The organism is Mariniluteicoccus flavus, from assembly GCF_054776655.1.
Genome location: NZ_BAAHBN010000005.1, coordinates 203,956 through 218,243 on the forward strand (window position 1 = coordinate 203,956; position 14,288 = coordinate 218,243).

13 protein-coding genes are annotated in these 14,288 nt (G+C 71.4%); 4 read left to right on the top strand and 9 right to left on the bottom strand.

Annotated features, from left to right (window positions below):
* Nucleotides 1–58: 58 nt before the first annotated feature.
* The 9 genes from ACYVAG_RS10585 to ACYVAG_RS10625 form a co-directional block, all read right to left on the bottom strand.
* Nucleotides 59–2,704 carry a type IV secretion system protein gene (locus ACYVAG_RS10585; protein ID WP_460769505.1) on the bottom strand — a complete coding sequence of 882 codons (2,646 nt, stop codon included), beginning with the start codon at nt 2,702–2,704 and terminating at the stop codon, nt 59–61.
* Nucleotides 2,704–5,721, bottom strand: a complete 3,018-nt coding sequence (locus ACYVAG_RS10590) for an ATP-binding protein (RefSeq protein ID WP_460769506.1) — start codon at nt 5,719–5,721, stop codon at nt 2,704–2,706. Before ACYVAG_RS10590 ends, ACYVAG_RS10585 begins: the two co-directional genes overlap by 1 nt.
* Complete coding sequence (locus tag ACYVAG_RS10595; protein ID WP_460769508.1) at nt 5,718–6,203, bottom strand: hypothetical protein; 486 nt, start codon at nt 6,201–6,203, stop codon at nt 5,718–5,720. The genes ACYVAG_RS10590 and ACYVAG_RS10595 overlap by 4 nt, the downstream gene beginning before the upstream one ends.
* A gap of 8 nt (nt 6,204–6,211) precedes the next feature.
* Nucleotides 6,212–6,442 (bottom strand): hypothetical protein, encoded by a 231-nt coding sequence (locus ACYVAG_RS10600; RefSeq protein WP_460769510.1) that lies wholly within the window; start codon nt 6,440–6,442, stop codon nt 6,212–6,214.
* A 15-nt stretch (nt 6,443–6,457) separates the two neighbouring features.
* Entirely contained in the window at nt 6,458–7,939 is a 1,482-nt protein-coding gene (locus tag ACYVAG_RS10605; protein ID WP_460769512.1) for a hypothetical protein, read from the bottom strand.
* 133 nt (nt 7,940–8,072) lie between these two features.
* A complete protein-coding gene (locus ACYVAG_RS10610) occupies nt 8,073–8,435 on the bottom strand; it encodes a DsrE family protein (protein ID WP_460769514.1) in 363 nt (120 codons plus the stop codon).
* Between the two features lie 49 nt (nt 8,436–8,484).
* Nucleotides 8,485–9,648: an alpha/beta fold hydrolase gene (locus ACYVAG_RS10615; RefSeq protein WP_460769515.1), complete on the bottom strand. Its 1,164-nt coding sequence runs from the start codon at nt 9,646–9,648 to the stop codon at nt 8,485–8,487.
* A 22-nt stretch (nt 9,649–9,670) separates the two neighbouring features.
* Nucleotides 9,671–9,988 carry a hypothetical protein gene (locus tag ACYVAG_RS10620; RefSeq protein WP_460769517.1) on the bottom strand — a complete coding sequence of 106 codons (318 nt, stop codon included), beginning with the start codon at nt 9,986–9,988 and terminating at the stop codon, nt 9,671–9,673.
* Between the two features lie 96 nt (nt 9,989–10,084).
* On the bottom strand, nt 10,085–10,801 hold the full coding sequence (locus ACYVAG_RS10625) for a DedA family protein (protein ID WP_460769620.1): 717 nt from the start codon (nt 10,799–10,801) through the stop codon (nt 10,085–10,087).
* A gap of 116 nt (nt 10,802–10,917) precedes the next feature.
* Here ACYVAG_RS10625 and ACYVAG_RS10630 point away from each other — a divergent pair, with 116 nt between their 5' ends.
* From ACYVAG_RS10630 to fbaA, 4 genes are all read left to right on the top strand, one after another.
* On the top strand, nt 10,918–11,487 hold the full coding sequence (locus ACYVAG_RS10630) for a TrmH family RNA methyltransferase (protein WP_460769622.1): 570 nt from the start codon (nt 10,918–10,920) through the stop codon (nt 11,485–11,487).
* A gap of 110 nt (nt 11,488–11,597) precedes the next feature.
* Nucleotides 11,598–12,365 (top strand): GntR family transcriptional regulator, encoded by a 768-nt coding sequence (locus ACYVAG_RS10635; protein ID WP_460769518.1) that lies wholly within the window; start codon nt 11,598–11,600, stop codon nt 12,363–12,365.
* A gap of 46 nt (nt 12,366–12,411) precedes the next feature.
* A complete protein-coding gene (locus ACYVAG_RS10640) occupies nt 12,412–12,939 on the top strand; it encodes a hypothetical protein (RefSeq protein ID WP_460769520.1) in 528 nt (175 codons plus the stop codon).
* 114 nt (nt 12,940–13,053) lie between these two features.
* Entirely contained in the window at nt 13,054–14,076 is a 1,023-nt protein-coding gene (gene fbaA, locus ACYVAG_RS10645; protein ID WP_460769521.1) for a class II fructose-bisphosphate aldolase, read from the top strand.
* Nucleotides 14,077–14,288: the final 212 nt, after the last annotated feature.

Below are 14,288 nucleotides of genomic sequence, written 5' to 3' on the forward strand. Positions count from 1 at the left end.
GGGGCGCTTGGTTGGTGGGCGGGGCTCCTCGTCTCGCTGGCGCTCGCGCGCAGCGCGGTCATCGGAATTCCCCCGCCGCCTGGTCCGCCGACCGCGCGATGTGGGCGCGGTGGCGTACGCGGGTCGTCGCGATCTCGAGCTGCGCCGACGCCTGACGCGCCCGGCGGCGCGAGTCGGCGAGCTCGTCCTCGGTCGCGTGGCCCTTCAGGTGGCGGCCCGTCACGAGCTGGAAGTCGCGCGTCGCCTGGTCGCGCATCGTCCGCGCCTCGGTGAATGCACGCTCGGCCTCGGCCAGCTGGCGGGCGAAGCTCTCGGCACGGGCCAGCACCGTGGTGCGCTCGTCCGCGCCCGCCGACAACGTCTGGCGGAACACCGACTCCATGGCCCGCGCCTCGTTGGCCTGCTCGCGCACGCCCGCCGGGCGGTCGTCACGACCTCCCGCGGCCCGGCGGGTGAGCCGCCCCGACGGGGCGAGGCCTGCGGCCTCGCCGCCCGGGCCCCGATCGGCGCCGGTGTGGTCGGTGTCGCGCTCCCCGGACTCCGACGCGCGGGCGACGCCCGGCCCGCCCCGGAAGTAGTTGTAGTTTGTCGCGTTCACCTGGATCGACGGCTGGCCCTGGCCCGCGGCGGTGGCTCCGGCCGGACCGGCGCCAGGGCCCTCGCCCGCCATCCGCTCCGCCGCCTCCTCGCGCGCCGCCCGCCGCATCGGCGCGTCCAGCCCCAGCGAGCGCCCGCCCCGGCGCGCCCGCGGCTCGTCGGAGCCCAGCGTACGCATCACGTCGTCGCGGACGCGGGCGCGCGCCCGGTCGTCCATCGGTACGCCGTGCTCGGCCACCCAGCGCTCCTCGGCCTCCGCCACGGCCGCCGTGACCTTCGCGTCGGACTTCTTGCGGCTGGGGGCGTTGAGGTTGCGCGCCATCGGGCCGACGCGGTTGACGCCCGGCACGCGTCCGGTCGTCGCCCCGGCGGCCACGGCCCCGGCCGCGCCCGCGGCCGCCGCGGCCCGCGTCACCACGTTGACCAGCGGACCGCCGTCGGCGCCCGCAGCGCCCACCGAACCCGTCGCCCCGACCGACCCCTCGGCCCGCGTACGCCCCGGCAGCCCGGTGTGGTCGCCGCGGAAGAACTGCACGATCTTCCACAGCGCGATCAGCATGATGGCGAGGAGCGCGGACTTCATGCCCATGCCGATCGCGGGCACCTTCAGCGCCGCCGTCACCATCAACATCGCGAACGTCTGGCCGAGCTGGAACACGAAGCTCAGCAGCAGCGCCTTGAGCCAGGTCTGGAGCCACGACCGGAAGATGCGCTGCGTCGGCGGGAACAGCCCCAGCAGCGCGATCACCGGCAGGAAGAAGAACAGCACCACCAGCACGACGTTCCACAGCAACAGCAGCCCCGACGTCACGATGAGGAACGCCCCGACCAGCAGCGACATCAGCAGCGACGAGAACGCCAGCGAGATGCGCTCACCCGAGTTCGCGCCCGACCACGTCGGGAACTGGTCGTGGTAGTGAGACCACATCACCTCGCGCACGATGTTCCACTGGCCCTGCCGTTGGTCGACCTTGTCGTTGGCCGCGTCGGTCGGGTCGCCCGGCGGCCGCGTCCCGTACGCCAGCTCCGACGCGGTGCGGCCCTGCGTCCACAGCTGGACCAGGCGTACGTCGGTGTCGCGCTGGCGCTCCGGAGCGATCAGCTTGTTCGCGCCGTCGGCGAACCGCTTCACCTCGGCGGTCTGGTAGGGCATCGGCTGGTCCAGCCGCGTGCCGAACTGGCCGATCGCCCACGGCTCGAGGACGACGTTCTGATAGACGAGGCAGTCGAACGTACGCCGGGCGTCGCGGCCCGTCGTCGAGCACCAGCGCGACGTGTCGCGTGGCAGCAGCAGGCTCGACAGCTCGGCGTTGCCGCGGTTGATGGTGTCGAGCGCCGACGTCGTCAGCCAGTAGTAGTTGGGCTTGCGCTCGCTGTCCTGCGTGCTCGGGATGACCAGGAACGTGCCGATGATCATGAACACGCCCACGCCGAGCAGCGCCTGCAACAGCTCGCGCTGCTTGCCGGGGCCGCGGAAGCCGCCGGTGAACGCGATGAGCGCGCCGGTCAGCATCACCATGACCGTCGACATCGCGAGGAACAGGCCGGTCGACACGCGGTTCACCGGGGCTACGGCGCCGTCGAGCAGCCCCACGACGAGCTGGGGGTTCGATGCGAGCTGGCGGAACGAGATCGCGCCCGCGGTGACGAGCTTGGCGAGGTCGAAGATCGAGTTCGCGACGGTGTTCAGCGCGGGCGGGAGGTACGCGCAGGCGTACTCGGACCTGGGCTCGAACGCCCGGAACTGCTCCTGCTGGTGGATGGTGCTGTGCGACCAGGTCAGGCCGGACATGCCCATGGCCTCATAGAGCGTGAACTCGGGGCGGGGCCGGCCAGCGGCCGCGTCCCACACCTGGGTGTTCGCGCGCGGCTTGAGCAGCTGGCCGACGGCCATCAGCGAGGCCGCGTCCTGCGCGTAGGGCTGGTGGCTCGAGAAGGTCGGGAGCGGGGCGCACTCCGGCGGCGCGGCGGCGCGCGACGTGCCGGTCGGCATCACCGACAGCGCGGTGACGACGACGAGCAGGAGGCCGAGGAGCGCGCGTACGGGGCGGGGGACGGGGGTACGCGCGGCTCCTCGACTCGCTTCGCTCGCTCGGAGAACGTTCATCACGCGCTCCCCTCGTCGGCCAGCGACTCCGCCTCCGAGATCGCCGACTCGCGGTCGTCGTTGGTGATGAACTCCCACTCCCACGGGTCGGCCGAGATCGGGTGGCGCTGCGACGCCGCGCGCGTGGCCGGGTTGGTGTCGGACGCCCGCAGCAGCTCCTTGAACAGCAGGTCGATGTCGGTCAGCGCGACGTGGAAGTCCATGTCGCGGAACAGGCAGCGGCCGGTCTCGAGGTGGCCCCCCATGCCGAGCGGCAGCAGCGCGCGCGACACCGCGTCGGCGTTGTTGCGGGTCAGCAGCGGCGCGACCGAGCGCGCGTCGTCCTCCGACCGCTGGAGGAACGCGAACACCGACTGGACCTGGTTCGCTGACGGCCCGTCGGACTCCCGCGACGCCGACTCGATCTGGCCGAGACGCTTGGCGAGCTGGTCGATCAGGACCGTGATCAGGCCGTAGGAGCGACCCTGCGCCAGCGTGGTCATCAGCAGGTCGCGGCCGCCCTTGGTCGCGGTCACCAGATAGGACTCGTCGACGAACAGCATCTTCGGCTGGATGTCGCCCGAGCGTCCCGTGACGGGGTTCACCGCGGTGCGGTTGTCGAGCATCTGGGCGGCGAACTTCACCAGGACATACATGATGGCGGCGGCCAGGCGCTCCTCCTTCGACCACGAGTCCTCGGACGTCATCGCGTTCGGCACCTTCATGCCGCGCAGCGTGAAGACCGTACGCCGCTTCCGCAGCCGCGCGAACCCGTGGGGATTCTCGGCGAAGGCGAGTGATGCGTACGGCAGGGACAGGAGCTGGCGCAGCTGGATCGCGGCGCGGCCGAGCTCGCGCTTCATCTCGAACGGGACGTCCGGCATGGCCTCGATGCGGGCCGCCTCCTCGCCGACGACCTGCACGACCTCCCACAGCGTGGGCTTGTCGATGTCGCGGGCGATGCGCTCGGTCAGCTCGCCCAGGCGGTGCTCCGGGACCGACTGGACCGACAGGGCCGACTGGACCGCCGCGTTGATGCGGAACTGGTAGCGCTGCTTGACGGTGTCGATGGCGGGCACGATCACGTCGTCGTATTTGTCGCGCACCTTCAGGCCCAGGAACATCGTCAGCATCTCGTCGGCGAGCAGCGCGCCGGCCTCGAGCGAGTCCTCGACCTGCCACGGGTCGAGCACGCCCGGCAGGGACGCGACGATGTCGATGACCTCGGTGTCGGCCCAGAACTCGGGGTTCACGGGCTGGAAGCGCGAGCCAGGCGAGCCGAGGGTGCCGCGGGCGGCCTCGTCCTGGAAGCCGGGGTGGTTCACCTGCGGGCCGAACGCGAAATAGTGGCAGAACTGGGCGAAGTCGACCTTGGGGTCGAGGACGACGGTCTGTACGCCGGATTCCGAGGCCTGGAAGAACATCAGGAGGGCGAGCGACGACTTGCCGCCGCCCGAGCCGCCGACGATGAACACGCCGCCGCCGGAGTTGCGGGCCACGCCCGAGTGGGGCGAGTGGAAGACCGGCACGCCCTGCGACTCGCCGATGTAGTTGCCCATCCAGCCCAGCGTCCCGCCGTCGGCCGCGCGGGCGGGCCGGTCGCCGATGACGACGCCGGCGCGGGGGAACCCGATGCCGAAGTGTTCGGGGTCGGTCAGGCGGACGTAGGGGACCGACACCAGCTGGGGGCCCGTGCCGGGCAGGAACGACGCCAGCATGCGCCACTGGTAGCGGCTCGGCCGCACGAGGATCGCGTCGCCCAGCGCGTTCTTGGTGTTGATGATCAGCGCCTCGACGCGGGCGTTCAGCTCCTCGAGCGTCGGCGCTGACACCTGCACCATGATCTGGCCCAGCACGCCCGGCTTCGGGTTCTGGCGGGCGCGGTGGACCGCGTCCTCGGCGCGTGCCTGCTCGTCGGCGACCAGCACGTCGGTGATGTGGCCGCCGGTCGCGGCGCCCATGTTCTTGAGCTCACCGCGGAGGTTGTTGTTGATGCGCTCGAGCTGTTCGCGGAAGCGGCGCGGCGGCAGCAGCTCCATGCGATAGCTGACCTCGACGCCCTCGTTGGCGAAGTGGCGGATCCACGCGTGGCCGGCGTTGGTCGCGGTCTCCTCGGGCCACTCGGCGACGGCGAGGCACGCGGTGTAGGAGTTCAGCTCGTCGGACTCGTCGCTGCGGTCGGCCTCGGTGACGTTCTCGTTCAGCGTCGTGATGTGGAGGTATTGCCGCTTGTTCTCCGCGGTGAAGTCGACCCACAGCGCGAACTCGCCCTCGCCCCACGGCTTGGTCTGGGGGAAGTCGTGCATCGCCGGGGCGAAGTGGCCCGCCAGCGGCTTGCGGATCAGCCACATGCGGTCGGCGCGCGTGATCGGCTCGACCGGGCCGAGCGTAGTCACGTTGCGCAGCACCCGCTGGGCCATGACCTCCCACCGCGCCGCGAGGTCGGGCGGGATGAACTCGTCGTGGCCGCCCATCAGGGCCGCGTTCGCGCTGCGGCGGATGTCGGCGAGCGCGCTCGTCGAGAGGGTGTCGATCTGGATCAGCAGGTACGCGACCGGGCGTACGGTCTTGGTGTGGCGCAGGAAGAAGGCCGTGGCATCGACGTACGCGCGGTAGAGCTTCGACGGGTTCCACGCGTTCTTGACGAGCTGGCGCTTCCACGCGTCGACGTCGAACGGCTGCTGCGTCAGGCGGTAGTGGACGTTGACCGGCTCGGAGTCGCCCGCGGTGTTCACCAGCGTCTGCGTGGCCTGGTAGGCCAGGGATTCGACGTCGTCGGCGCTCATGTACATGTCGCCGACCGGCTCGAGCTTCAGCCCCGTCCAGACGGTGTTCTGGTGGACGAACACGGCGCCGGCGTCATAGCGATAGCCCAGGCGCAGGTCCTCGCTCTGCGTACGCCCGGCCTCGCCGCGCGCGCCGGTGCCGCGCGCGTTCGGATCGCGGCGGCGCCGGCCCGAGCCCGTCGCGGCCCAGACCACGCCCAGGGCGACGAGGAACGCGACGACGAGCAGGGCGATGAGGATGACACGGATCACGGGCGCTCGCGCCCCGCTGGCTGGTTCTCGGGGTGGGGCGCGCCCTGCGTGGCGTAGTGGCGCGCGAACGTCGCGTGGGTCTCGAGCCAAGCGTCGCTGGTGGGCTCCCAGATGATGGCGCGCCAGTGGATGCGGTCGGGCTCGGAGTCGCGGGAGAAGCCTGAGATGCGACGCGGCTGGGCGAACGCGTAGTCGCTCATCACGGCCACGCGCTGGGCCAGCGTCATGCGCTCGGGGGAGGGCCGGCCGGCGACGATGTAGCCCGTCGCGCCCGCCGCGAACGCCACGATGATGCCGCCCACGCCGATCCACACGTTGCCCGTGAGCTGGCCGAGGAGCGCGCCGAGCCCGGCCACCAGTGCGAACACGCCGCCCGCCACCGCGGCGCGCACGGTCGACAGGCCGCCGGGGATGGCGATGCCGCCGAACTCCCAGAGCTTGTTCTCGCGCTGCTTCAGCCGCGTGTAGTCGGACGATCGCATTCAGGCCGTCACTTCAGGCTCTGGACCATCGCCTGGATCGCCCCCACGAGGATGCCGGCGGCGCCGATCAGCATGAGGCCGAGGAAGATCATGCCGGCGCCCGACAGGATCTCGCGGAGGCCGCCGCCGCGGTGGAACGTGAGGATCGCCTTGATGCCGAGGCAGATGAAGGCGATGGTCGCGACGATGCCGCCCAGCGCCGCGATCTGGCCGGCGAGGTCTCGCAGGATCTCTTCCACGGGTTCAGCCTTCCATCAGCGCGGGGTGCGGGTGGACTTCGGGGTCTTGGGGGCAGACGGTACGCCGCTCGGCAGCTCGGCGACGCCGCCCTGGGCGTCGGCCACGAACCACTTGCCGCCGCGGCGTTCCAGGACGACGCGATAGCTCGACGGCTGGGGCTGCGTACCGGCCACCAGCGTGCTCGTCGTGGTCACGATCACGTCGACGGACTCGCCGTCGTCATAGGTCACCTTCTGGCCCGGGCGCACGTCTTTGCGCGGGTGGGCGACCACGTCGGTGACCTGGACGTCCTTGACCGCGCCACCGAGGCCCGACGACGCGCCCTCGGTGGGCTGGGCGGCGAGGAACTGCTCGAGGTTCGCGGTCGAGCCGGCCCACGCCGTCATGAACTGGGGCAGGAACTCGGCGCGCAGCGAGGCGGCGAGGTCGTTGTCAGTGGCTGCGTACGGCTTGTCGCCGGTCGGGATGCCGTAGCCGCCCATGGGGGAGACGCCGATGCGGCCCGCGACGCCCGGACCGAGGCCGGCCGCGGGGTTGTCGAGATAGATGGGGACGACGTACGCGGTCTGCGTCCGGTCCATGTCGACGGTGAAGCCCAGATAGCGCGCCTTGGGCACCCCCGGAACCGGCTGCACGAGTCCGTTGAACAGCACCTGGCCGACCGACCGCGCGCGGGTGTCGGACGCCGGCGCCCGGCAGGCCTCGTCGAACGTGCCGACGTTCATGGCGCGGAGCTGGTCGACGCGGGCCTGCTCGGCGCGCTCGTCGCCGCGGGGGCGGGCGAGGCACGTGCGGAGGTATTGGGTGCCGAACGCCTGCGCCGCGGCGGTGTTCCAGTCAGCCGCGGGCGACTCCGGGGTGATCGGATCGTTGGCACGCGAGGCCATCATCGCGAGGAAGCCGCCGGTGACCGCCAGGCCTCCGAGTCCGAGGACCAGGGCCGTCACGGCCAGGCCCCGCGCGATCGCGGCGCCGCGCCGCGCGTCGGACAGCCGGCGGCCCGGCAGGGGAACCTCGAGCACCTCGCCGTCGGCGCGGACGCGGTGGCGCCGGCCGGAACCCGCGCGGGGCTCGTCCCGCGGTCCCACCGTCGGCAGCGACGTCGTCGGTGCGGAGGGCGGCGCGGAAGCCGAGGCGGGGGCGGAGGCCGACGGCATGGAGGCGGACGGCATGGAGGACGGCGGGACCGCGGACGGCTGCGATCGGGCGGGCGACCCCGGCGCGTACGCGTGGCTCCCCGACGCCGGCGCGGCGAGACGTGGAGCGGGGTCCGGGGCGGCCTTCGCCCACACGGACTCGTCGGTGGCGCGGGGCCCGGTCGAATAGCGCGAGCGGCTGGACGCGTCGAAGGTCGACGGGGCCGTGCCCTGCGGGCGGGCGGGTTCGCCCGACGCGCGCAGGTTGCGCCGCAGGATCGTGCTGTCCTCGGGAGCGCGATCATCAGCGCCCGAGGACCCGAAGGTGGGCCTCGAGAAGCGCTGGGGACGATCGCTCATCGCTCAACTTCCGCACGGGGGATGGACGGGTGCCGCGGCCGGAGCCTCGGGAGATTCTTCCTGACCTCGGGGTCACTGTAGTGCCAGCGCCCCACCGGTCACCGTTCCCGCCCATCGCGACGCGCGGTCCCGATCAATAGCTGAAGGTCGTCGCCCCCTCGTCGCCGATCCACTCCCAGAGCTGGACGCTGCCGCCCTTCGACGCGTTGTCGAGGAACGTGGCGGGGTCGAGACCCTTCGCGTCGACGCAGATGCCGCAGACGATCATCGTGCCGCCGGCGGCCGCATACCGCGACATCAGCGTCGGCAGCGGCGGGCAGCCGTCGCAGGCCACGCCGCGGGCGACGCCCGTGACCGCCAGGCGGACGGCCTCCTTGGTGAGGAACATCGTGGTGTCGCGGCCCGCCTCCGCGGCGCCGACCGCGACGAGGAACGCCACGGTCACCCGCTCGGAGTCCTCGAGGCCGGTGGTGAGGCTGATGGCTGCCTTGCTCATGGTGCCCTCCTGGGTCTGTCCGACCGGTCCCGGCCCGACACCCTCGACGCTAGGCCTGGGGGGCCGCCCGCGGCATGGGTGCGGCCACCCAACCCGGCCGCCGAGCCGGACGCGCGCGTAGTCGCCCACCTATTCCCCCCCGCGCCCACCGCGCCACCGCGCCCGCGCGGGCGGTCGGGCCGGCGAGGCCGAGCCGGGCGTACGCGTTCTGGAGGTGGCGCTCGACCGTGCGGACGCTGAGCGTCAGGGCGTCGGCGATGCGCGCGTTGTCGAGGCCCTGCGCGGCGAGGGCGACCACCTCGCGCTCGCGCGGGCTGAGCAGGTCGCGGGTCGTCGGGGTGCCGGGCGGCTCGTCGCCGCCCTCGGCGAGGAAGGCGGTGACCTCGCGCAGGAACACCGGCCAGGCGGGCTCGTCGGCCAGCAGGATGTGGTTGCGGCTGTCGAGAAGGACCAGCCGCGCCCCCGGGATGGCCCCCGCGAGGATCCGCGCCTGGCCCACGTCGTTCATCCGCTCGTCGCGCGCATGCACCACCAGCGTCGGCACGGCGATGGTGGGGAGCAGGTCGGTGGCGTCGGCGTCGGCGCGCTGGCGGCGGGAGGCGTACGCGGTGCGGGCCGTGACGGCGCGCCGCTGCAACTCGTCGACCCAGCGCATCTGCTCCTCGGTGGCGCCCGGGATCATCATCGTCGCGAACACGCGGCGGAACACCGGATCGGTGCGGTCCCAGCCCGCACGGATCATCGCCGCGAACGCCTCCTCGAGCCCGCGGTCGTCGTCGGTGACGTGGCGGCTGGCGGTCGCGTACGTGCTGGCGCAGACGAGGCGGGTGACCCGCTCCGGGTGGCGTGCGGTGAAGTGGAGGGCGACGGGGCCGCCCTGGGCCATCGCCATCAGGGCGAAGCGGTCGAGGCCGAGGTCGTCGACCACGGCGGTGAGGTCGTCGATGCGGCGCTCGAGGCCGAAGTCGGTGACGTCGCGGTCGGACAGGCCGTGGCCGCGCTCGTCGAACCGCACCACCGTGCGGTGGCGGCCGAGCTCCACCAGGTAGTGGCGCCACACCGGCGACTGCCAGTCGAACTCGAGGTGGCTGAGCCAGCAGCTGTCGAGCACCAGTGGCGGACCCGAGCCGTGGACGGCGTACGCGATGGTGGTGCCGTCGGACGAACGGCAGAACCCCACGCGCTGGGAGGTGTCGCGACCAGGGCCGCCCATGATGACCCGCCCGGCCGCCCGCTCAGGCGGCGGGCCGGGGCTCCTTCAGCTCGACGAAGATCGTGTGGGTCTGGGTCGCGCCGATGTTGGTGCCTCGATGGACCTGGGCCTCGAGCCAGCGCACCTGATGGGGCTCGAGCTCGACCTCGATGGGGACCTCGTGGCCGTCGATCTCCAGCCGTCGCAGGAACCCCGACAGCGTCACCATCACCGAGTCGGGATGGGCGTGCGCGGCGGTCTGGTTTCCGGGGTCGTCCAGACATTCCAGGACGCGTACGCGGTCGTTCTCGAGCACGACGCGATAGAGGTCAGGATTGGTGACGGTCGGATCGTTCGGCATGGCGAACCTGTCCAGGAGTCGTGCGTGGGCGCCGGAGACGCGGGCGTCACGATGGGTCCAGCGTAACCCCGGAACGGGACGGGGACAGGGTGGCGCTCAGTCGCGCAGGTCGTTGTCCAGCGGCAGCGCGGCGTGCTTGCGGCGCGCGTTGATGAACTCGAACGCCATCGGGATCACCGAGACGAAGACGATCGCGATCAGCATGACCTCGATGTTCTTCTGGACGAACGGGATCTGGCCCAGGAAATAGCCCAGGACCGTGATGCCCCACACCCAGATCACGCCGCCGATCGCGGTGAACTCGATGAACTTGCGGAAGTTCATGTGGGAGACGCCGGCGACCAGCGTAACGAACGTGCGGACCATCGGCACGAAGCGGGCGAGGATCAGGGCCTTCGAGCCGTATTTCTCGAAGAACTCGTGGGTCTTGTCGACATACACCGGGTCGAACACCTTGCCCATCAGGCCCGTGCGGGGCTTGAACAGCGGCGGGCCGATCAGGCGGCCGAGGTAATAGCCGGCCATGTTGCCGAGGATCGCGGCGATCGTGAGGATCACGCAGCAGAACACCAGCGTCAGCGGCTTGGAGTCGAAGTAGTGGATGGCCGCGGCGCCGCCGGTCAGCCCGCCGGCGCAGAACATGCCGACGGTGAACAGCAGCGAGTCGCCCGGCAGCAGCGAGAACAGGCCGCACTCGGCGAAGACGATGAACGCCACCACCCACAGGGCCCAGGGGCCCGCCGCCTGGATGATCTTCTCGGGGTCCAGCCACGAGGGCAGGAGCATCGGCACCATGGCGATGTCGGTGGTCAGGACGTCGAGAAGGAGAGGGAGCACGGATCGAGGGTACTTTGCAGGGTGTGAAATCCGAAAAGGACGCGGCCGAGCGGGGGCCCGAAGATCTCACCCATGGTGTCGGCCCCCACCCGGTGCCGTGGCCCGAGGACCGGCGTCTCGATCCGATCCTGCTCGCCGAGGGCGATCGGCGCAACGTCGAGGACCGCTTCCGCTATTGGTCGGTCGACGCCATCGTCGCCGAGCTCGACCGCACCCGCCGCCCGCTGCGGATCGCCATCCAGAACTGGGAGCACGACTTCAACATCGGCTCGATCGTCCGCACCGCCAACGCGTTCAACGTCACCGGCGTCCACATCATCGGCCGCCGCCGCTGGAACCGCCGCGGCGCCATGGTCACCGACCGCTACCTCCACGTCCACCACCACCCCGACGAGGAGGATTTCCTGCGCGCGATGGGCGAGCAGGCGTACGCGGTGGTCGGCGTGGACAACCTGCCGGGATCGGTGCCGCTGGAGACCGCGGAGCTGCCGGAACGGTGCTGCCTGGTGTTCGGGTCGGAGGGCCCGGGGCTGACGCCGGAACTGGTGGAGGGATGCGTACGCCTGGTGGCGATCAGCCAGCACGGCTCGACGCGTTCGATCAACGCGGGTGCGGCGGCGGCGATCGCGATGTACGCGTGGGGGCTGCAGCACCCCCGGTGACCTGTCTCACACCGCGCGGGTCGGGGTCAGACCAGCGGTGTCGGTGGTCCATACTGGTATGGACTGGTCTAGCCGGACCGTCGGCCCCCGACCGAACAGGGAGGACGCGCGTGAGCACACCCGACGCGAGCGCCGCCGAAACCGGACCCGCCGAGCCGGGCGAGACCGCCGGCCCGACCACCAAGCGCGTGCAGGTGCGCCACCGCCTCGAGAAGATGATCGCCGCCGACCACCGGCCCGGCGACGTCATCGCCTCGGAGCGCGAACTGGTCAAGCTGCTGGGCGTCTCGCGGGTCACCATCCGCCAGGCCATCGCCGACCTCGTGGAGGCCGGCCGCCTCGAGCGGGTCCACGGCAAGGGCACCTACGTCATGGGTCCGCGCATCAACACACACCTCCACCTCATGTCGTTCTCGCGCGAGATGAAGGCCCGCGGGCTCGTGCCGCAGACGCAGGTGTTGGAGGCGACCGAGGTGGCCGCCGACGCCGGGGTCGCCGCGCGGCTGCAGATCGAGCCGGGCGCGGCCGTCGTGCGCGTCGAGCGGCTGCGGCTGGCCGACGGGACGCCGATGGCGCTCGAGGTCGGCTTCTATCCGTCCGCGCTGTTCCCCGGCCTGCTCGACAATGAGCTGGGCTCGCTCTATGACGTCTTCGCCAACACGTACGGCGTGGTGGTCACCGCGGGCGACCAGACGATCCGCGCCGAGTCGGCCGACGCCGCGCAGGCCCAGGTGCTGGGCATCGCCCGGCGCGCGCCCCTGCTGGTCCAGGAACGCGTGACGTACGCGGGGGACCACGCGATGGAGTTCGCGATGTCCCACTACCGCGGCGACCGCTACCGCATCCACATGGACCTGACGCCGACCGGCACGACCTGATCTGCGCGCGGCCGGGTGCGCGCCCGGGCCCCGGTACGCTGGCCCCGTGATGCCCGCCACGCCGATCGCGTTCGATCCCGAGGTGGTGCAGGGCCGGCTCTCCGCCCAGCGCCGCCGGATGTTCGGCGCGCTCACGGGGCTCGTCGTCCCTGTGGTGGGCGGCGGGATCCTCTATCTCGTGCTCCGCTCACGGGGTCAGGAGCGCGGACTGCTCGACGTCCTCGTGGGGTTCTTGGTCTTCTCCGCCGCCATCTCGCTGGTGCTCTTCGTCGTCCACCTGGTGTGGTGGCTGCGCATGCGCCGCCAGGTGGTCGAGCCGGGGCTGGCCCTGCAGCTGTCGCCGCTCGGCATCGAGGTCGAGGGCGCCCGCATCGCGTGGCCCGAGGTCACCGCCATCCGCACCGGGTGGAGCCGCGTCGGTGACGGCCACACGCTGATCATCGAGCGCGCCGGCCAGCCAGCGGTCGAGATGCCGCTCGACTCGCTGACGATCCTGCCGGGGTCGCTCGACTCAGCCATCCGCGCCCATTCCGGCGGGCGTCACGTGCTCGACCTCAGCGCGTACGGCGCCTGACGCGGACCTTCTCCGGGCCTCTCGCGCGGGCCCGGGGGGCCGCGTACGCGCGGTTGGCGGCAGTGGAAGGATGGGACCCGTTGACCTAGCCGTCGAAGAAAAGGAAGCACAGACATGCCCATCGCCACACCTGACGTATACGCCGAGATGCTCGACAAGGCCAAGGCGGGCTCGTACGCCTACCCGGCCATCAACGTCTCGTCGTCCCAGACGCTGAACGCCGCGCTCGCGGGCTTCGCGGAGGCCGGTTCCGACGGCATCATCCAGGTGTCGACGGGCGGCGCGGAATACCTGTCGGGCCCGACCATCAAGGACATGGTCTCGGGCGCGACCGCGCTGGCGGAGTATGCGCACATCGTCGCCGAGAAATATCCGGTGAACATCGCGCTGCACACCGACCACTGCCCCAAGGACAAGTTGGACGGCTTCGTGCGCCCGCTGCTCGCGATCTCCCAGGAGCGTGTCAAGAACGGTGAGCTGCCGCTGTTCCAGTCGCACATGTGGGACGGCTCGGCCGTGCCGCTCGAGGAGAACCTCGAGATCGCCCAGGACCTGCTGGCCCGCGCCAAGGCCGCCAACATCATCCTCGAGGTCGAGATCGGCGTCGTCGGCGGCGAGGAGGACGGCGTCGCCAACGAGATCAACGACAAACTCTACACGACCGTCGAGGACGGCATGAAGACCGCCGAGGCGCTCGGGCTGGGCGAGAACGGCCGCTACATGGCCGCGCTGACGTTCGGCAACGTGCACGGCGTCTACAAGCCCGGCTCGGTCAAGCTGCGCCCGGAGGTCCTCAAGGAGATCCAGGCCGCGGTCGGCGAGAAGTTCGGCAGGGGCGACAAGCCGTTCGACCTCGTGTTCCACGGCGGCTCGGGCTCGACGGCCCAGGAGATCTCCGACGCCGTCGACTACGGCGTCGTCAAGATGAACATCGACACCGACACCCAGTACGCCTTCTCGCGCCCCGCCGTGGACCACATGTTCCGCAACTACGACGGCATGTTGAAGGTCGACGGCGAGGTCGGCAACAAGAAGATGTATGACCCCCGCGCATGGGGCAAGGCCGCCGAGAAGGGCATGGCGACCCGCGTCGTCGAGGCCTGCCAGGCGCTGCGGTCGGCGGGCACGCACTCCTGAGCGGCCCCTGACCGACGAACGGTCCACGAAATGCGCGACGCCCCGGTCCCTTGACCGGGGCGTCGCTGCGTCAGCCAACAAGGAGTGGACATCGCTGGCCAGCGCCTTCTGGTGCACGTCTGGATGCCTCGGAGTCTAGGTCGGCGCGGGTGCGGATCCCAGAGGCTTCAGTGACTTCTCAGGTGAGAGCTTTCCCATGGTCAGTGGGGCAG

Excerpts from the sequence above, each read along its gene's own strand:
- ACYVAG_RS10620 (WP_460769517.1), bottom strand. The coding sequence starts at position 9,988 with ATGCCGAACGATCCGACCGTCACCAATCCTGACCTCTATCGCGTCGTG.
- ACYVAG_RS10615 (WP_460769515.1), bottom strand. The coding sequence starts at position 9,648 with ATGGGCGGCCCTGGTCGCGACACCTCCCAGCGCGTGGGGTTCTGCCGT.
- ACYVAG_RS10610 (WP_460769514.1), bottom strand. The coding sequence starts at position 8,435 with ATGAGCAAGGCAGCCATCAGCCTCACCACCGGCCTCGAGGACTCCGAG.
- ACYVAG_RS10585 (WP_460769505.1), bottom strand. The coding sequence starts at position 2,704 with ATGAACGTTCTCCGAGCGAGCGAAGCGAGTCGAGGAGCCGCGCGTACC.
- ACYVAG_RS10595 (WP_460769508.1), bottom strand. The coding sequence starts at position 6,203 with ATGCGATCGTCCGACTACACGCGGCTGAAGCAGCGCGAGAACAAGCTC.
- ACYVAG_RS10605 (WP_460769512.1), bottom strand. The coding sequence starts at position 7,939 with ATGAGCGATCGTCCCCAGCGCTTCTCGAGGCCCACCTTCGGGTCCTCG.
- fbaA (WP_460769521.1), top strand. The coding sequence starts at position 13,054 with ATGCCCATCGCCACACCTGACGTATACGCCGAGATGCTCGACAAGGCC.